Annotated in this window: 15 protein-coding genes; 13 read left to right on the top strand and 2 right to left on the bottom strand. The window is 71.5% G+C overall.

Translation table 11 applies throughout. The annotated features are described in order from the left end of the window. Window positions 1–397 precede the first annotated feature (397 nt). The gene (iolG, locus tag ABL310_RS10950) at window positions 398–1,399 is read right to left on the bottom strand and encodes an inositol 2-dehydrogenase (protein ID WP_349371710.1); all 1,002 of its coding nucleotides are present in this window, start codon (window positions 1,397–1,399) and stop codon (window positions 398–400) included. A gap of 119 nt (window positions 1,400–1,518) precedes the next feature. Here iolG and ABL310_RS10945 point away from each other — a divergent pair, with 119 nt between their 5' ends. The 13 genes from ABL310_RS10945 (at window position 1,519) to ABL310_RS10885 (ending at window position 15,972) form a co-directional block, all read left to right on the top strand. After that, window positions 1,519–2,334 (top strand): MurR/RpiR family transcriptional regulator, encoded by an 816-nt coding sequence (locus ABL310_RS10945; RefSeq protein WP_349371709.1) that lies wholly within the window; start codon window positions 1,519–1,521, stop codon window positions 2,332–2,334. Window positions 2,335–2,891: 557 nt separating this feature from the next. Further along, complete coding sequence (locus ABL310_RS10940; protein WP_349371708.1) at window positions 2,892–3,833, top strand: sugar ABC transporter substrate-binding protein; 942 nt, start codon at window positions 2,892–2,894, stop codon at window positions 3,831–3,833. A 91-nt stretch (window positions 3,834–3,924) separates the two neighbouring features. Beyond that, window positions 3,925–5,022, top strand: coding sequence for an ABC transporter permease (locus ABL310_RS10935; RefSeq protein WP_349371707.1), 1,098 nt, complete (start codon window positions 3,925–3,927; stop codon window positions 5,020–5,022). Continuing rightward, window positions 5,022–5,801 carry an ATP-binding cassette domain-containing protein gene (locus tag ABL310_RS10930; protein ID WP_349371706.1) on the top strand — a complete coding sequence of 260 codons (780 nt, stop codon included), beginning with the start codon at window positions 5,022–5,024 and terminating at the stop codon, window positions 5,799–5,801. Before ABL310_RS10935 ends, ABL310_RS10930 begins: the two co-directional genes overlap by 1 nt. Before the next feature lie 25 nt (window positions 5,802–5,826). Further along, window positions 5,827–7,740, top strand: coding sequence for a 5-dehydro-2-deoxygluconokinase (gene iolC, locus ABL310_RS10925; protein ID WP_349371705.1), 1,914 nt, complete (start codon window positions 5,827–5,829; stop codon window positions 7,738–7,740). After that, complete coding sequence (iolD, locus tag ABL310_RS10920) at window positions 7,737–9,563, top strand: 3D-(3,5/4)-trihydroxycyclohexane-1,2-dione acylhydrolase (decyclizing) (RefSeq protein WP_349371704.1); 1,827 nt, start codon at window positions 7,737–7,739, stop codon at window positions 9,561–9,563. Before iolC ends, iolD begins: the two co-directional genes overlap by 4 nt. A 24-nt stretch (window positions 9,564–9,587) precedes the next feature. Continuing rightward, on the top strand, window positions 9,588–10,493 hold the full coding sequence (iolE, locus tag ABL310_RS10915; protein ID WP_349371703.1) for a myo-inosose-2 dehydratase: 906 nt from the start codon (window positions 9,588–9,590) through the stop codon (window positions 10,491–10,493). Continuing rightward, on the top strand, window positions 10,493–11,302 hold the full coding sequence (gene iolB / locus ABL310_RS10910; protein WP_349371702.1) for a 5-deoxy-glucuronate isomerase: 810 nt from the start codon (window positions 10,493–10,495) through the stop codon (window positions 11,300–11,302). The genes iolE and iolB overlap by 1 nt, the downstream gene beginning before the upstream one ends. 91 nt (window positions 11,303–11,393) lie before the next feature. Further along, on the top strand, window positions 11,394–12,239 hold the full coding sequence (locus ABL310_RS10905; protein WP_349371701.1) for a MurR/RpiR family transcriptional regulator: 846 nt from the start codon (window positions 11,394–11,396) through the stop codon (window positions 12,237–12,239). A gap of 206 nt (window positions 12,240–12,445) precedes the next feature. Next, entirely contained in the window at window positions 12,446–13,450 is a 1,005-nt protein-coding gene (locus ABL310_RS10900; protein WP_349371700.1) for a TRAP transporter substrate-binding protein, read from the top strand. A 49-nt stretch (window positions 13,451–13,499) separates the two neighbouring features. Then, the gene (locus ABL310_RS10895; protein WP_349371699.1) at window positions 13,500–14,015 is read left to right on the top strand and encodes a TRAP transporter small permease; all 516 of its coding nucleotides are present in this window, start codon (window positions 13,500–13,502) and stop codon (window positions 14,013–14,015) included. Then, complete coding sequence (locus ABL310_RS10890) at window positions 14,015–15,301, top strand: TRAP transporter large permease (RefSeq protein WP_349371698.1); 1,287 nt, start codon at window positions 14,015–14,017, stop codon at window positions 15,299–15,301. The genes ABL310_RS10895 and ABL310_RS10890 overlap by 1 nt, the downstream gene beginning before the upstream one ends. Beyond that, window positions 15,301–15,972 (top strand): aspartate/glutamate racemase family protein, encoded by a 672-nt coding sequence (locus ABL310_RS10885; protein WP_349371697.1) that lies wholly within the window; start codon window positions 15,301–15,303, stop codon window positions 15,970–15,972. Before ABL310_RS10890 ends, ABL310_RS10885 begins: the two co-directional genes overlap by 1 nt. A gap of 24 nt (window positions 15,973–15,996) precedes the next feature. Here the strand turns inward: ABL310_RS10885 and der are convergent, their stop codons facing one another. Continuing rightward, window positions 15,997–17,415: a ribosome biogenesis GTPase Der gene (der, locus tag ABL310_RS10880; protein WP_349371696.1), complete on the bottom strand. Its 1,419-nt coding sequence runs from the start codon at window positions 17,413–17,415 to the stop codon at window positions 15,997–15,999. Between the last annotated feature and the right edge of the window lie 19 nt (window positions 17,416–17,434).

Here is a 17,434-nt window from a genome sequence, read left to right as displayed (position 1 = left end):
CGAATGCCTCTCTCCTCGTCGCCAGTCGATCGAGACATCGTCTCCCTCTGCTCGTCCTTTTCCCGCGTGGAGGGTGCTCGGCGGGCGCGCAGAATTCTCTCCTTCCCTGTAGGGGAAGGTGTCGCCGCGCGAAGCGCGGTGACGGATGGGGCGCGCGGAACGCGCGTTCGGCGAAGCCGAAACAGGACGGTGGAGCGTGACGGCCGCCGGGCTTCCGCTTCGCGGAACGCGTCGCTTCGCGCCGCGCCCCATCCGTCTCGGCTTCGCCGAGCCACCTTCCCCTACAGGGAAGGACAGAATCGGGCGTCGGTCCTGCACGAACGTCGGCCGTAGGCGCCCTGCCGCAGGAGAAACGTGCATCGGCTCGACCTCTTGGAGAGGGGAGAAACGCGGCCGCTCACCCCACCTCGGAAACCTTCACGGTGCGGGCCTCGCGCACGGAGACGAGCGCCGCCTCGGCCAAGAGCAGCGCGGCGAGGCCGTCCCCGCCGCCGGGGCGGATCGGGCCGCCGTCGCGGAGCGCGGCGACGAAGGCGGCGATCTCGTTGGCGTAGGCCTGGGTGTAGCGGGTCATGAAGAAATCGTAGAGCGGCGGGCGGGTGAAGCCGCTCGCGTCGGCGAGCTCGATGGCGACGGGGCGCTGGTTCTCGGCGGCGACGAGGCCCGAGGAGCCGAGCACCTCGATGCGCTGGTCGTAGCCGTATGTCGAGCGGCGCGAGTTCGAGACGATCGCCTGGCGGCCCGAGGCCGTCTCGAGCACGAGGCTCGCGCTGTCGTAGTCGCCGGCCTCGCCGATGGCGGGGTCGACGAGCGCGGCGGCGCGGGCGGTGACGGCGACGATCTCCTCGCCCATCAGATGGCGCGCCATGTCGAAATCGTGGATCGTCATGTCGCGGAACAGCCCGCCCGAGGAGCGGATATAGGCCACGGGCGGCGGTGAGGGATCGCGCGAGGTGATGGTCGCCATCTCGACCCGGCCGATGCGCCCGGCGTCGATCTGCGCCTTCAGCGCGACGAAGGACGGATCGAAGCGGCGATTGAAGCCGATCATCAGGCGCGCGCCGGTCTCCTCCACCACGGCGAGGCAGGCGCGCACCCGCGCCACCGAGAGGTCGATCGGCTTCTCGCAGAAGATCGCCTTGCCGGCGCGGGCGAAGCGCTCGATCAGCTCGGCGTGCGTGTCGGTCGGCGTCGCGATGATCACGGCGTCGACGTCCCCCGCCGCCTCGATGGCGTCGATGGTGCGCACCTCGGCGCGATAGCGCTCGGCGATGGCCTCGGCGGCCTCGGACACGGGATCGGCGACGGCGACGAGGCGCGCGCCTTCGGTGGCGGCGAGGGCGGCGCCGTGCACCTTGCCGATGCGGCCGGCGCCGAGCAGCGCGAAGCGGACGGTCATGCGGTTTCTCCCTGCCCCTCCGTCAGCCGAGCCCGGCCACGAAATGGAATTTTCGTTCCACGGATGCTTGCGCGCCGACGCGGGCGCTGTCAAGGTCTCGGCAGGAGCGACCCACCGCCATGCAGCCGAGCCCCCCCGCCGATTTCGAGGATCTCCGTCAGCGCCTCTCGGCCATGCACGACGGCCTGCCCAAGCGCCTGCGCCAATGCGCGGCCTACGTCCTGCGGGAGCCCGACCGGATCGCCTTCGACACGGTGGCGGAGGCCGCGGCCGCGGCGGAGGTGCCGCCCTCCGCGATGATCCGCTTCTCGAAGCTCGTCGGCTATTCGGGATATTCCGAGATGCAGCGCGTCTTCCGCGCCCGGCTCTCGAACGCCTGGCCGGACTACTCGACGCGGCTGACGCGGCTGAAGACGGCGGGCGCCGGCAGCCCCGAAAGCGTGCTCGCCGAATTCGCGGAGGTGTCCCGCGGCTCGATCTCGCGCATGGCGCTGAGCCTCGAGCCGGAGCGCCTGCAGGAGGCGGTGCGCCGGCTCGCGGGGGCGCGGATCGTCCACGTGGTGGGCCTGCGCCGGGCGTTCTCGGTGGCGGCCTATCTCGCCTATTCCTTCGAGAAGGTGGGGCGGCCCACCATGCTGCACGACATGTCCGGCCGGCTCGACCACGCCGGCATGCTGGCCCCCGATGACGCGCTGCTCGCCATCTCGTTCGCGCCCTACACGCCCGAGACCGTGGCGCTCGCCCAGCACGCCAAGGCGCGCGGGCTCTCGGTGATCGCCATCACCGACAGCCAGTTCTCGCCGCTGGCGCCCCATTCAGACGTGCTGCTGGGGGTGGACGAGCTCGATTTCGGCGCCTTCCGCTCGCTCGCGGCGACGTTCTGCCTCGCCGCGACGCTGGCCGTGGCGACGGGGGCGGCGCTGGAGGGCGGGTGAAGGCGGGCGTTCGGCCGATGGCGCGCGCCGCTCTCCGGTCTCCACGAGGACTGGGCATACCGCTTTCCTTCCCTGTAGGGGAAGGTGGCTCGGCGGAGCCGAGACGGATGGGGCGCGGCGCGAAGCGACGCGTTCCACGAAGCGGAAGCCCCCGGCGGCGTCCGTCTCGTCCGTCGATTTCGGCGTCGCCGAACGCGCGTTCCGCGCGCCCCATCCGTCACCGCGCTGCGCGCGGCGCCACCTTCCCCTACAGGGAAGGAAAGGCTTCGGCGCCCCGACCGAGCACTCTCCGCGAGAGAAGAGAACGAGCCGCAGACGCCGTCGGCCCCTCCGGTCCGGGCTGCGCCCGGCCCACCTCCCCAGAGACGGCGGCGTCGCGCGCGCATCCGGCGGAATTTTCGTTCCAATCCTAGCAGAAATGAACTTGCCGTGCCGCCAGATGGAATGTACGCTCCATTCCGACACTGATGACAGGGCGCCGCACGGCGGCCCGGAGACGTCGCGCCAGACGACGCCCGGCGGATCACGGGCAGCCGTGACCCAAGGGAGGAAGAACCATGAAGCATGCCATCTCGGCGCTCGCGCTCGCCGTCGCGGCGGCCGCCGCCTTCGCCGCCCCGGCCCAGGCCGAGGGCGAGCGCTTCGTCCTGATCAGCCACGCGCCGGATTCGGACAGCTGGTGGAACACGATCCGCAACGCGATCGGCATCGCCGGCGACCAGATGGACGCCACGGTCGAGTACCGCAACCCGACCACCGGCGACCTCGCCGACATGGCCCGCATCGTCCAGCAGGCCTCGGCGTCCGCCCCCGACGGCATCATCGTCACGATCGCCGATTTCGACGTGCTGAAGGGCCCGATCACCGACGCGGTCGACCGCGGCATCCCGGTCATCACCATCAATTCCGGCACGCAGGAGCAGTCCGAGGCGCTCGGCGCGCTGATGCATGTCGGGCAGCCCGAATACGAGGCGGGCTTCCAGGCGGGCAAGCGCGCCGCCGGCGAGGGCGTGACCTCGTTCCTTTGCGTGAACCACTACATCACCAACCCGGCCTCCGTGGAGCGCTGCCAGGGCTTCGCCGAGGCGATCGGGACCGAGCTCGGCGACCAGATGATCGACGCCGGCCAGGATCCGGGCGAGATCCGCAACCGCGTGGCGGCCTATCTCAACGCGAACCCCGACACCGACGCCGTGCTCACGCTCGGCCCGACCTCTGCGCATCCGACGATCGCGGCGCTGCAGGACGCGGGTCTCGCGGGCGAGACGTATTTCGGCACGTTCGACCTCTCCGGCGAGATCGCCGGAGCGATCAAGGACGGCGTGATCGCCTTCGCCATCGACCAGCAGCCGTTCCTGCAGGGCTACCTGCCGGTGGTCATCCTGACGAACTACGCGCGCTACGGCGTCCTGCCCTCCGGCCACATCAACTCGGGCCCGGGCTTCATCACGGCGCAGAACATCGAGCAGGTCGAGGCGCTGGCCGGCGAGTATCGCTGAGGCGCGGGCCCGGCCCCGCGCACACGACCCGGGGCGCGCGCGCCGCGCCCCGGGACCGGTTTCCTTCTCGGCTCCCTCGGAGGGCGGCGCCATGCACGACGAGCGCCTCAAGCCGATGTCGCCCTGGCGCAAGGCCATGCTGAGGCCCGAGCTCGGCGCGATCTGCGGCACGTTCCTGGTCTTCGTCTTCTTCTTCCTGGTCGCGCGCGACACGGGCATGTTCTCGCCCGAGGGCGTGATGAACTGGGGCGTCGTCGCGGCCCAGTTCGCCATCATCGCGGTGGGGGCCTGCCTCCTGATGATCGCCGGCGAGTTCGACCTCTCGGTCGGCTCGATGATCGGCTTCTCGGGCATGGTGATCGCCATCGTCGGCGTGGCCTGGGGCTTCCCCGTCTGGATGGCGATTCTCGCGGCCTTCCTGCTCGCCATGCTGATCGGCGCGATCAACGGCTGGATCGTGATCAAGACGGGGCTGCCGTCCTTCATCGTGACGCTGGCCTCGCTGTTCATCCTGCGGGGGCTCACCATCTTCCTGTCGATCGCGACCACGCGCCAGACGATCGTCGGCGGCGTACGCGAGGCGGCGCAGGGCGACTGGCTGGCGCCGCTCTTCGGCGGCAAGATTCTCGGCGGCCTTTTCGTCTGGCTCGCCGACATGGGGGTGATCGCGACCTATACCCGCGGCACGCGCACAGGCGAGCCTATCGTCGACGGCATCCCGATGCTGATCGTCTGGGCGCTCGGCCTCGTCGTCTTCGCGCACGTGCTGCTCACCCGCACGCCCTTCGGCAACTGGATCTTCGCGTCGGGCGGCGACGCGCAGGCGGCGCGCTACACCGGCGTTCCGGTGAACCGGGTGAAGATCGCGATGTTCGTCTTCACCGCCTTCTGCGCCACGGTCTTCGCCACCTGCCAGGTGATGGAGTTCGGCTCGGCGGCGGCGGATCGCGGGCTCTTGAAGGAATTCGAGGCGATCATCTGCGTCGTCATCGGCGGGGCGCTGCTGACGGGCGGCTTCGGCACGGTGATCGGGGCGGCGCTCGGCGCGTTGATCTTCGGCGTGGTGCAGCAGGGGCTGTTCTTCACCGGCGTCGAGAGCTCGCTGTTCCGGGTGTTCCTCGGCGTGCTGCTGCTGCTCGCGGTGATCATGAACACCTATACGCGCCGCCTGATCACGGGAGAGCGCTGATGACGACGACCCCGCTCATCGAGCTGCGCGACATCGAGAAGCATTTCGGGCCGGTGATCGCACTCAACGGCGTCTCCTTCTCGGTCTTTCCCGGCGAGGTGCATTGCCTGCTGGGCGACAACGGCGCGGGCAAGTCGACCTTCATCAAGACGATGTCGGGCGTGCACCAGCCGACCCGGGGCGAGATCCTCGTCGAGGGCCGACACACCCGGCTCGAGAGCCCGCGCGAGGCGATGCGGCACGGGATCGCGACGGTCTACCAGGATCTCGCCATGATCCCGCTGATGTCGGTGACGCGGAATTTCTGGATGGGCCGCGAGCCGGTCAAGCGCTTCGGGCCGTTCAGGTTCATCGACTTCGCCCACGCCAACCGGGTGACGCAGGAGGAGATGCGCAAGATGGGGATCGCGCTGCGCGGCCCGGACCAGGCGGTGGGGACGCTCTCGGGCGGCGAGCGGCAGACGGTGGCGATCGCCCGCGCGGTCCATTTCGGCGCGAAGGTGCTCATCCTCGACGAGCCGACCTCGGCGCTGGGCGTGCGCCAGACGGCCAACGTGCTCGCCACCATCGCGCGGGTCCGCAAGCAGGGCATCGGCGTCGTCTTCATCACCCACAACGTCCGCCACGCGCTCGCGGTGGGCGACCGCTTCACCGTGCTCAACCGCGGTCAGACGCTCGGCACGGCGAACAAGGGCGAGATCGACTACGAGAGCCTGCAGGACATGATGGCCGGCGGCCAGGAGCTCGCCTCGCTCGAGGAAGCGGTGGCGGAGGCGTGACCCGGGACATGAGAGACCACGCGTCATGACGCTCGACGTGATCACGATCGGCCGTTCCTCGATCGACCTCTACGGCGCGCAGGTCGGCGGGCGACTGGAGGACATGGCCTCCTTCCGCAAGTATGTCGGCGGCTCGCCCGCCAACATCGCGGTGGGCGCGGCGCGGCTGGGGCTGCGCTCCGCCGTGCTCACCCGTGTCGGCGACGAGGCGATGGGCCGCTTCCTGCGCGAGGAGCTCGCCCGCGAGGGGGTCGACACCCGCGGGGTGATCACCGATCCCGAACGGCTGACCGCGCTCGTGATCCTCGGCATCCGCGACAGAACGCGGTTCCCGCTGATCTTCTACCGCGAGAACTGCGCCGACATGGCCTTGTGCGAGGGCGACGTCGACGCGGCCTTCGTCGCGGATGCGCGCTGCGTGGTCGCCACCGGCACGCATCTCTCGCATCCGCGCACGGAAGCGGCGGTGCTGAAGGCCCTGCGCCTCGCCCGCGAGACGGGCCTGCGCACGGCGCTCGACATCGACTATCGGCCGAACCTGTGGGGGCTGGCCGGGCATGACGCAGGGGAAGAACGCTACATCGCCTCGGGAACCGTCACCGCCAAGCTGCAGGAGACGCTGCATCTCTTCGATCTCATCGTCGGCACCGAGGAGGAGTTCGCCATCGCCGGCGGCAGCCGCGACATGCGCGCGGCTCTGCGCGCCGTGCGCGCGGTCTCGGGCGCGACGCTGGTGCTCAAGCGCGGGCCGATGGGCGCCGTCGCCTTTCCCGGCGCGATCCCGGACGATCTCGAGGAGGGCCTCACCGGGCCGGGCTTCCCGATCGAGGTCTACAACGTGCTCGGCGCCGGCGACGGCTTCATGGCGGGGCTGCTGAAGGGCTGGCTCGACGGCGAGGCCTGGGAGCGCACGCTCGCCTACGCCAACGCCTGCGGCGCCTTCGCCGTCTCGCGCCACGGCTGCGCGCCCTCCTATCCGACCTGGGAGGAGCTCGACTTCTTCCTGCGGCGCGGGGTCGTCACGCCGGCGCTGCGCCACGACCCGGAGCTCGCCCACATCCATTGGGCGACGACCCGGCGCGGGGACTGGCCGGCGCTTCGCGTCTTCGCCTTCGACCATCGGGCGCAGATCGAGGAGATCGCGGCGGCGGCGGGCGCCGGGGCGGAGCGGATCGGGCGCTTCAAGGCGCTGTGCCTCGAGGCGACGCGGCGCGTCGCGGACGGGCGGGCGGGCTACGGCATCCTCTGCGACCCGCGGCTCGGCGGCGACGCCCTGATGGCGGCCGCCGGGGCGGGGCTGTGGATCGGCCGGCCGGTGGAGAAGCCCGGCTCGCGCCCGCTGGAGCTCGAGATCGGCCGCGACACCGGCAGCGCGCTCGCGGAATGGCCGCTCGAGCACGTGGTCAAGGTGCTGTGCTTCTACCATCCCGACGACGCGCCGGACCTGAAGGCCCGCCAGGAGGAGGTGGTGCTGCGCCTCGCCGAGGCGGCGCGGGCGAACGGGCTCGAGCTCCTGCTCGAGATCGTCGCCTCGAAGGCCGGGCCGCTCGACGACGACACCACCGCCCGGGCGATGGAACGCTTCTACGATCTCGGCGTGAAGCCCGACTGGTGGAAGCTCGAGCCGCTGCGGTCGGCGGCGGCGTGGGCGCGCGCCTGCGCCGTGATCGAGGAACGCGATCCCTGGTGCCGGGGTATCGTGGTGCTCGGCCTCGGCGAGGGCGAGGAGGGCCTGCGCGAGAGCTTCGGCCTCGCTGCGCGGCACGAACGGGTGAAGGGCTTCGCGGTGGGGCGGACCATCTTCGCCGACGCCGCCCGAGGCTGGCTCGCGGAGGAGATCGACGACGCGGCGGCCGTTGCCGACATGCAGGCGCGCTTCGCACGCCTGTGCGCGATCTGGGACGAGGCCCGGCGGGGCGTTGGGGAGGGGATGCGATGAGGACGATCCGGCTGACGGCGGCCCAGGCCATGGTGCGCTGGCTCGCGGCGCAGGAGACCGCGCCGGGCGTGCCCTTCCTCGGCGGCGTGTGGGCGATCTTCGGCCACGGCAACGTGGCGGGGCTCGGCGAGGCGCTGCACGGGATCCGCGAGCGGCTGCCCACCTTCCGCGGCCACAACGAGCAGTCCATGGCCCACGCGGCGATCGCCTACGCCAAGGCCTCGAACCGCCGCCGCGCCATGGCGGTGACGTCCTCCATCGGGCCCGGCGCGACCAACATGGTCACCGCCGCGGCGCTGGCGCACGTGAACCGGCTGCCTGTCCTGCTCGTGCCGGGCGACGTCTTCGCGAGCCGGCTGCCGGACCCGGTGCTCCAGCAGGTGGAGGATTTCGGGGACGGCACGATCAGCGCCAACGACTGCTTCCGGGCGGTCTCGCGCTATTTCGACCGCATCACCCGCCCCGAGCAGCTGCTGTCCGCCCTCCCCCGGGCGATGAGCGTGCTGACCGACCCGGCGGAGTGCGGCCCTGTCACGCTCGCCTTCTGCCAGGACGTCCAGACCATGGCCTGGGACTGGCCGGAGGACTTCTTCGCAGCGCGGCTGTGGCGCCCGCGCCGGCCGCGACCGGACACGGACGAGCTCGCCGCCGCCGTCGCCGCGCTGACCCGGGCGAAGCGGCCGCTGGTGATCGCCGGCGGCGGGGCGCTCTATGCGGACGCGACGGGCGACCTCGCCGCCTTCTGCGAGGCGCACAACCTGCCCGTCGCCGAGACGCAGGCGGGCAAGTCGGCTGTCCCCGACGACCATCCGCTCGCTCTCGGCTCGATCGGCGTCACCGGATCGAGCGCGGCGAACGCGGTGGCCGCCGAGGCGGACGTCGTGCTGGCGGTGGGCACGCGGCTGCAGGACTTCACGACGGGCTCGTGGGCGCTCTTCGGCAACCCCGATCTTCGGATCGTCGGCCTCAACGTCGCCGCCTTCGACGCCGGCAAGCACGGGGCGCTGCCCCTCGTCGCGGACGCCAAGGCCGGCCTCGCCGATCTCGACGCGGCGCTGGCCGGCTGGCGGGCCGAGGGCGATTTCGCCGCCCTGAAGGCGGAATGGGACGCCGCCGTCGACGCGGCGAGCGCGCTGCCGACGTCGGGCAACGCGCTGCCCTCCGACGCGCAGGTGATCGGCGCCGTGCAGCGGGCCTCGAACGCCGACACGGTCGTCGTCTGCGCCGCGGGCGGGCTTCCGGGCGAATTGCACAAGCTCTGGCGGGCGGCGCGGCCGAACGGGTACCACGTGGAATACGGCTACTCGACCATGGGCTACGAGATCGCCGGGGGCCTCGGGGTGAAGATGGCGCTGCCCGAGCGCGAGGTCGTCGTCATGGTGGGCGACGGCTCGTACATGATGATGAATTCCGAGCTCGCCACCGCCGTGATGCTCGGGCGGAAGCTCATCGTCGTCGTGCTCGACAATCGCGGCTTCGGCTGCATAAACCGGCTCCAGCGCGCGACCGGGGGCGAGAGCTTCAACAACCTCCTGGACGACGCCGTCCACGAGACGCCGGCACATATCGACTTCGCTGCGCACATGGCGGCGATGGGGGCGCGCACGGAGAAGGTGTCCTCGGTCGCGGAGCTGGAGGCGGCGCTCGCCCGGGCGCGGGCGTCGGACGCGACCTGTGGCATCGTCATCGACACCGACCCGACGATCACGACGCAGGCCGGCGGCGCCTGGTGGGACGTCGCCGTGCCGGAAGTCTCGACCCGCGAGGAGGTCCGCGCCGCGCGCGCGGCCTACGAGCAGGCCGCCGCCCGCCGCCGCCCCTGAGGACGCTCCCGAGGACGAACGCCCATGATCCGCTACGGCACCAATCCCATCGCCTGGTCGAACGACGACGACCGGAGGCTCGGCGCGCACATCACCCTCGAGCAGTGCCTCGCGGACGCCGCCGCCATCGGCTTCGACGGCATCGAGAAGGGGCACAAGTTTCCCCAGCAGCCCTCCGCGCTGAAGGCGACGCTCGGGCCCTACGGGCTCGTCTACGTCTCGGGCTGGCACTCGCTGAACCTGCTCTCCCGCGGCGTCGCGGCGGAGAAGGCGGCGCTCGACCCGGTGCTCGACCTGCTGGAGGCGATGGGCTCGCGCGTGTGCATCGTCTGCGAGACCTCGAACGCGATCCACGGCGACGACGGAAAGCCGCTCGCCGGGCGGCCCGTTCTCGCCGAGGCCGACTGGCCCGGCTTCGCCGACGGCGTCGAGGCGCTCGCGGCGCATTGCGCCACGCGAGGGATCGACCTCGTCTACCACCACCACATGGGCACGGTGGTGCAGAGCGAGGCGGAGATCGACCGGCTGATGGCCGAGACCGGCCCTGCGACGAAGCTCCTCCTCGACACCGGCCACGCCTTCTTCGCCGGCGCGGACCCGACCGCGCTGGCCCAGAAGCACATGGACCGCGTGCGCCACATCCACGCGAAGAACGTCCGCCCCGCGATCGCGCGCGAGGTCGAGGCGGAGGGATTGAGCTTCCTCGAGGGCGTGCGGCGCGGCGTCTTCACCGTGCCCGGGGACCCGGAGGGCGGGGTCGACTTCCCGAGCGTGCTGAGGATCGCGGCCGAGCGGGGCTACGACGGCTGGCTCGTGATCGAGGCGGAGCAGGATCCGGCGGTCCGCGATCCGAAGGTGTACCAGTCGATGGGCCTCGAGGCGCTGCGCCGGATCGCGCGCGAGGCCGGGCTCGACGCGGAGGCTCTGTGATGGCCGATCTGCTGCGCAGGCCCGTGGGCACGCACGGGCGCGTCCACGCCATCACGCCGGAGAGCGCGGGCTGGACCTATGTGGGGTTCGCGCTCTACCGGCTGAACCCCGGCGAGACGGCGGCCGAGGAGACGGGCGGGCGCGAGGCGATGCTCGTCCTCGTCGAGGGCAAGGCGGAGATCGAGGCCGGCGGCGCGGCGCTCGGCGAGCTGGGCGGCCGGATGGACGTGTTCTCCGGCGAGCGGCCGTATTCCGTCTACGTCGCGGCGGGGTCCTCGTGGCGGGCGCGGGCGACGACGCCGCTGACCCTCGCGGTCTGCACCGCGCCGGGCAACGGCGCGCGCCCGGTGACGGTGATCCGGCCGGAGGCGGTCGAGGCCGTCACCCGCGGGCGGGGGACGAACACGCGGCGCATCCACCCGATCGCCATGGAGGAGCGCGACGTCGCCGATTCGCTGCTCGTCACGGAGGTGTTCACGCCGCAGGGGCACTGGTCGTCCTACCCGCCGCACCGGCACGACGAGGACGACTACCCGCGCATGACCTACCTGGAGGAGACCTACTACCACCGCCTGAACCCGGCCACCGGCTTCGGCCTGCAGCGGGTGTTCACCGAGGACGGGTCGCTCGACGAGACCATGGCGGTCGCCGACGGCGACGTGGTGCTGGTGCCCAGGGGCCACCACCCCTGCGCCGCGCCCTACGGGATCGAGATGTACTACCTCAACGTCATGGCCGGACCGCGACGGGCCTGGCGCTTCGCCAACCACCCGGATTTCGACTGGATCGCCCGGCGCGACGCGGGGTGAGGCGCGCGCCCGGCTTGCGCCGGCGGCCCGAGTGCGCGAGACAGGAGCGGGGCGCCACGGCCCCGCTCGCTTCGTCGGGTCCCGTCGATCGATGTCGCCAAAGGCTCAGCCGTCCTTCCTCGCGCGCGTGCGCGCCGCCCTGCCCCGCCTGCATCCGACGGAGCGGCGCCTCGCCGATTTCGTGCTGAGCTTTCCCGGCGAGCTCGCGAGCTACACGGCGACCGAGCTCGCGCGTCTCGCCAACGTCTCCAACGCCACCGTCACCCGCTTCGTGCGCAAGATCGGCTATGCCGGCTACGAGGAGGCGCGCCAGCACGTGCGCGCCGAGCGGCAGACGGGCGCGGCGCTCTACCGCGTCGCCGCGAGCGGCGCCGAGGCCGGAGACCTCGTCGTGCGCCACGCCGAGCAGGGCGCGGCGAACCTCGAGCAGACGCTCGGCGCGCTCTCGCTGGAAGAGATCGACGCGCTCGCCGAGGCGCTCCTCACGGTGCGGCGGGTCTGGATCGTCGGGTTCCGCTCGGGGGCGGCCTTCGCGCAGTATCTCGCCTGGCAGATCCTGCAGGTGGTCGAGCGCGTGTCGCTGATCCCCGGCCCGGGCGAGACGCTCGGCGAGCATCTCGCCGGCATCGGGGCGGAGGACTGCGTCGTCGTGTTCGGCCTTCGGCGCCGGCCGGCCAAGCTCGAGGCGATCCTGGACCAGATCGTCCGCTCGGGCGCCCGCATCGCCTACGTCACCGACGAGAGCCTCGCCCCCGACCGCCGCGTCTCCTGGCACCTGCGCTGCCAGACGGCGGCGCCCGGCCCGCTGTTCAGCCACGTCTCGGTGATGGGGCTGTGCCACCTCCTCGCGACGCGGGTGATCGAGCGCGCCGGGCAGGACGGGCGACGCCGGCTGACCGCCATCGAGAGCCTGCACGACGCGCTCGACGAGCTCTGAGCCGCGCTTCCCCAGCGTCCGCTTTTTGGGCGCACGCGCGATCCCGCTGCCGAAAGCTTGATCAACGCCTCGCACGCCGTGCCGGTATCGCGGCCTCGATAACGGCGCCGGAACCCCGACGGCGTCATGAAAAATCGCTTTCACCGCGGCCTGGCACGAAAAATGTCTGTCTCGGATCGTCCGCAGCCCAGCGCAGGAGACATCCGATGACGCTTCGCCAAGCCTCCGGGATCGCCGCCTCCGGCATCGCCGCCGCCGCCCTCGGTCTCGCCCTCGCCTCCGCGCAGCCAGCCGCTGCCCAGGAGGTCGTCCAGATCAATTCGTCCCTCCCCGAGGGCTCCTTCGCCCACGTCTTCCTGCAGGAGTTCGAGAGCCGCCTCGAGGCCGCCCTGCCCGGCGAGATCGACGTCCAGATCTTCATGGGCAACACGCTCGGCTCGGAGGAGGACGTGCTCCAGGGCATGGGGCTCGGCACGCACCACGCCTCGCTCTCCGCCTCGGCGGTGAGCCAGATCAACCCGCGCGCCGCCGTGTTCGACCTGCCCTACCTCTTCGAGGACCGCGCCGCCGTGCAGGCCTTCTTCGAGAGCGAGGCCGGCGACATGCTCAAGGAGGGCTTCGAGGGCAAGGGCGTGCGCCTGCTCGCCCTGTGGGACAACGGCTTTCGCGTGATCACCAACGACGTGCGCCCGATCGTGACGCCGGCCGACCTCGAGGGCCTCAAGATCCGCACCCCCACGAGCCGCCAGCGGGTCGCGATGTTCAACACGCTCGGCGCCAACGCCACGCCGCTGTCCTTCGGCGAGGTCTATTCCGCCCTCGACCAGGGCGTGATCGACGGCCAGGAGAACCCGGCGCACGTGGCCGATTCGGCGCGCTTCTACGAGGTTCAGGACTACATGTCCCTGTCGAACCACGTCTATCTGCCGACCTTCCTGCTCTTCTCCTCGATGCTGCTCGACCGGATGGAGCCGGAGATGCGCGAGACGATCGAGCAGGTCGCCGCCGAGATGGCGCCCTGGACCTTCGCCTGGGGCGAGGACACGGACGCGAAGACGCTCGCCGCGCTCGAAGGCAAGATCGCCATCAACGAGGTCGACTTCCCGGCCTTCCAGGAAGCGGCCGCGCCGCTCTTCGAGGATCCGCTCTTCGTCGACGTCATCGGCGCGGACATGATCGCCGCGACCCGCGCCGCGCTCGCCTCGCAGTGAGCCCGATCCCGAGCCCCCGATCGGGCTCGCAGCGAGCCGGAGGCCCGCCATGCTCGAACGCTTCGTTCTCGCCGCAGACCGCGTGCTCTCCCGCGCGCTCGACGCGGCGGTCGTCGGCCTGGCGGGCCTCCTCCTCGTCCTGCTGAACTGGGCGGTGTTCGCCCGGTTCGTGCTCAATTCCTCGGTGTCGTGGGGCGAGGAGCTGCCCGCGCATCTCCTCGCGACGCTGACCTTCGTCGGCGCGGCCTATCTGACGCGCACCAACGAGCATCTGGGCTTCGACAGCGTGGTGAAGGCCATGCCGCCGGCGCTCCAGCGCGTCGTCATGGCGGCGAACCTCGCCCTGATGACGCTGTTCTCGGCGCTCGTCGCCTGGTACGGCGCGATCGCCGCGGCGAGCTTCTCGGGGCGGGCGCTGATCTCGATCGACCTGCCGATGGCGCTCTTCCGGGGGGCGATGCCGCTCGGCGCGGCGCTCATCGCCGCGATCTGCGCGGTGCGGATCGCCGCCCTCCTCCTCGGCCGCATCCGGCCCGACAGCCTCCTGCCGGAGACCGACGCCTGATGCCCATAGAGCCCGGATACCTGATCCTGATCCTGCTCGTGACGCTGCTCGTCATGGGCATGCCGATCGCCTTCGTGCTCGGCGTCACGGCGATGACGCTGATCCTGCTCGACCCCGCCGTCGTGCCGCAGATCATGGGGCTCGTGCCCTTCGGCGGGGCGAACAACTACCTGCTGGTCGCGGCGCTCTTGTTCATGATCGCCGGCGAGGTGATGAACCAGGGCCGCATCGCCGAGAAGCTGATCGCCTTCGCCAGCTCCCTCGTCGGCCACATCCGCGGCGGGCTCGCCCACGTCAACATCCTCACCTCGCTGTTCTTCTCGGAGATCTCCGGCACCGCCACCTCGGACGCCGCCGCCATCGGCTCGGTGATGATCCCGCAGATGAAGAAGCGCGGCTATCCGGTCGCCTTCGCCGCCGCCGTCACCTCCACCTCGGCGACGATGGCGATCATCGTGCCGCCGAGCCTCAATCTCATCCTCTACGCCTACGTCGCCGACGCCTCGATCGCGCAGCTCTTCGCGGCGGGCATCCTGCCCGGGATCGTCGTCTGCGCGCTGCTGATGGGGACGGCCTACGCGATCTCGGTGCGCCGCGGCTATCCGATCGAGGGGAAGTTCTCGCTCGCGCGCGTCGGCGCGACCGGCAAGGACGCGGTGGTGCCGCTGACGCTGCCGCTGCTGATCCTCGGCGGCATCCTGGGCGGCATCTTCACGGCGACGGAAGCCGGCGCCGTGGCGGCCCTGTGGTCGATCGTGCTGGCCGCCCTCCTCTACCGCACGCTCACCCTGTCGCGCTTCGTCGACACGCTGCGGATCGCGGGCAAGCGCTCGGCGATGCTGATGTTCATCGTCGCCACCTCGACGCTGCTCGGCTGGTATCTGACGAACCAGCAGATCCCGCAGGAGATCGCCCGGGCCATTCTCGGCATCTCGGATTCGTACTGGGTGGTGCTGCTGGCCATCAACGCCTTCTTCCTGCTCGCCGGCACCATCGTGCACGGCACGCCGGCGATCCTGATGCTGGTGCCGATCTTCCTGCCGCTGGCGAACCAGCTCGGGATCGACCCGGTCCATTTCGGGCTCATCGTCACGATCAACCTCGGCATCGGCCAGCAGACGCCGCCCGTGGCCTCCGTCGTGCTCATCACCTGCGCCATCGCCAAGATCTCGATCGGGCAGATCCTGCCCTCGATGCTGTGGTTCATCGGGGCGATGCTGGTGGCGCTCCTCCTCGTGAACGCCTTTCCCGCCCTCTCCCTGTGGCTGCCCTCGGTGATCCTGTGATGCGTCTCCTCGTCGTCAACCCGAACACGTCCGCGGGCGTCACCCGCGCCATCGGCCGCGCAGCGCGGGCGGCGGCGGGCCCGGACGACGTCGTCGAGGCGGTGAGCGCGCCCTTCGGCCCGGCGCTGATCGTGACCGAGGCGGACGCGGCGCAGGCGGAGCGCGCCGTCCTCGCCTGCGTCGAGGCGCGCGCGGCGGATGTCGACCGGATCGTGCTCGCCTCCTTCGGGGACACGGCGATCGACGCGGTTCGGGCGCGGGTCCCGGTTCCGGTCGTCGGCATCGCGCGCGCCGCCTTCCTCGCCGCGATGGCGGCGGGGGAGCGCTTCTCGATCGTCTCGTTCGGCCCGGAGGTGGAGCCCTCGCTGCGCGCCATCGTCGCGCGCTACGGGCTGACGAGCCGGCTCGCCAGCCTGCGGGTGCTGGAGGGGGCGCGGTGGGAGGACCCCGCGGAGATCGCCACGCGGCTGGTCGAGCCCCTCGCGGATCTGTGCGCGCGCACGGAGGCCGACGGCTGCGATGCGATCGTGCTCGGGGGCGGGCCGCTGGCGGGGCTCGCGCCGGCGATCGCCCCGCGGCTGCGGGTGCCGCTGATCGACGGCGTCGTCGCCGCGGTCGCGCTGCAGCGGGCCCTCGTCGCGCCGCGGCGCGCGCCCCCGCCGCCCGCCTGAGGCGCGGGAGCGCCTCGCCGGCTGTCAGCCCTTGTCGAAGGGGTTCTTGCCCGTGCGCAGGGAGTAGCGGATCGGCACGCCGGGGAGCTCGAAGGTCTCGCGCAGGCTGTTGACGAGGTAGCGGGTGTAGCTCTTCGGCAGGGCGTGGAGCTGGTTGCCGAAGAAGGCGAAATGCGGCGGGCGGGCCTTCACCTGGGTGCAGTAGCGGATCTTGATCCGCCGCCCGGAGACCGCCGGCGGCGGGTTCGCGGCGAGCGCGTCGGCGAGCCAGCGGTTGAGCTTCGCCGTCGAGATGCGGCGGTTCCAGGTGGCGTAGACCGAGAAGACGGCGCGCATCAGCCGGTCGATGCCGTCCCCCGCGAGGCCCGACAGCGGAACGACGGGCGCGCCCTTGACCTGCGGCAGGAGCCGCGTGGCCTTCTCCTGAAGCTCCTTGAGGAGCCCGGTCTGGTCGGCGACGAGGTCCCACTTGTTGAGGCCGATGACGACGGCGCGGCCCTCGCGCTCGACGAGATCGACGATGGTGAGGTCCTGCTTCTCGAAGGGAATCGTCGCGTCCAGCAGCACGACCACCACCTCGGCGAAGCGCATGGCGCGCAGGCCGTCCGAGACGGAGAGCTTCTCGAGCTTCTCCTCGATGCGGGCGCGCCGGCGCATGCCCGCGGTGTCGATGAGCTTCACCTTCTTGTCGCGCCATTCCCAGGGCACGGTGATGGCGTCGCGGGTGATGCCGGCCTCGGGGCCGGTGAGGAGCCGCTCCTGGCCGATCATGCGGTTGATCAGCGTCGACTTGCCGGCGTTGGGGCGCCCGACGATGGCGACCTGGACGGGCTTGCCGACGGGGGTCTCGTCGCGGTCCTCGTCGAGATCGGGCTCGACCTCGATGGCGGCGGCGCCCCGGGCGAGGTCGGCCTCCTCGGGATCGTCGAAGGCGGAGCCGGCGTCGTCCTCCGGCATGTGCAGGACGAGGGCGTCGTAGAGCTCGCCCAGCCCCTCGCCGTGCTCGGCCGAGAAGGCGATGGGCTCGCCAAGCCCGAGCTCGTAGGCGTCGTAGGCGCCCTGCGCGCCGGCGCGGCCCTCCGCCTTGTTGGCGAGGAGGACGACCGGCTTGCCCGAGCGGCGGACCAGCTCGGCGAAGGGGCGATCCGCCGGCAGGAGGCCGGTGCGCGCGTCCATGACGAAGAGGACGATGTCGGCCTCCGCGATCGCCGCCTCGGTCTGCGCGCGCATGCGCCCGAGCAGCGAGCCGGGATCGGCCTCCTCGAGGCCGGCGGTGTCGATGATGCGAAAGCGCAGGTCGGCGAGCTTCGCGTCGCCCTCGCGCCGGTCGCGGGTCACGCCGGGGCGATCGTCGACGAGCGCGAGCTTCTTGCCGACGAGACGATTGAACAGGGTCGACTTGCCCACGTTGGGGCGGCCGACGATGGCGACGATGAGCGACATGGCCGGCCCGATATGGGTG

The organism is Salinarimonas sp. (assembly GCF_040111675.1).
In the GTDB taxonomy this organism is placed as follows: Bacteria; Pseudomonadota; Alphaproteobacteria; order Rhizobiales; family Beijerinckiaceae; genus Salinarimonas.
This window is presented reverse-complemented; position numbering and strand designations above follow the sequence as displayed.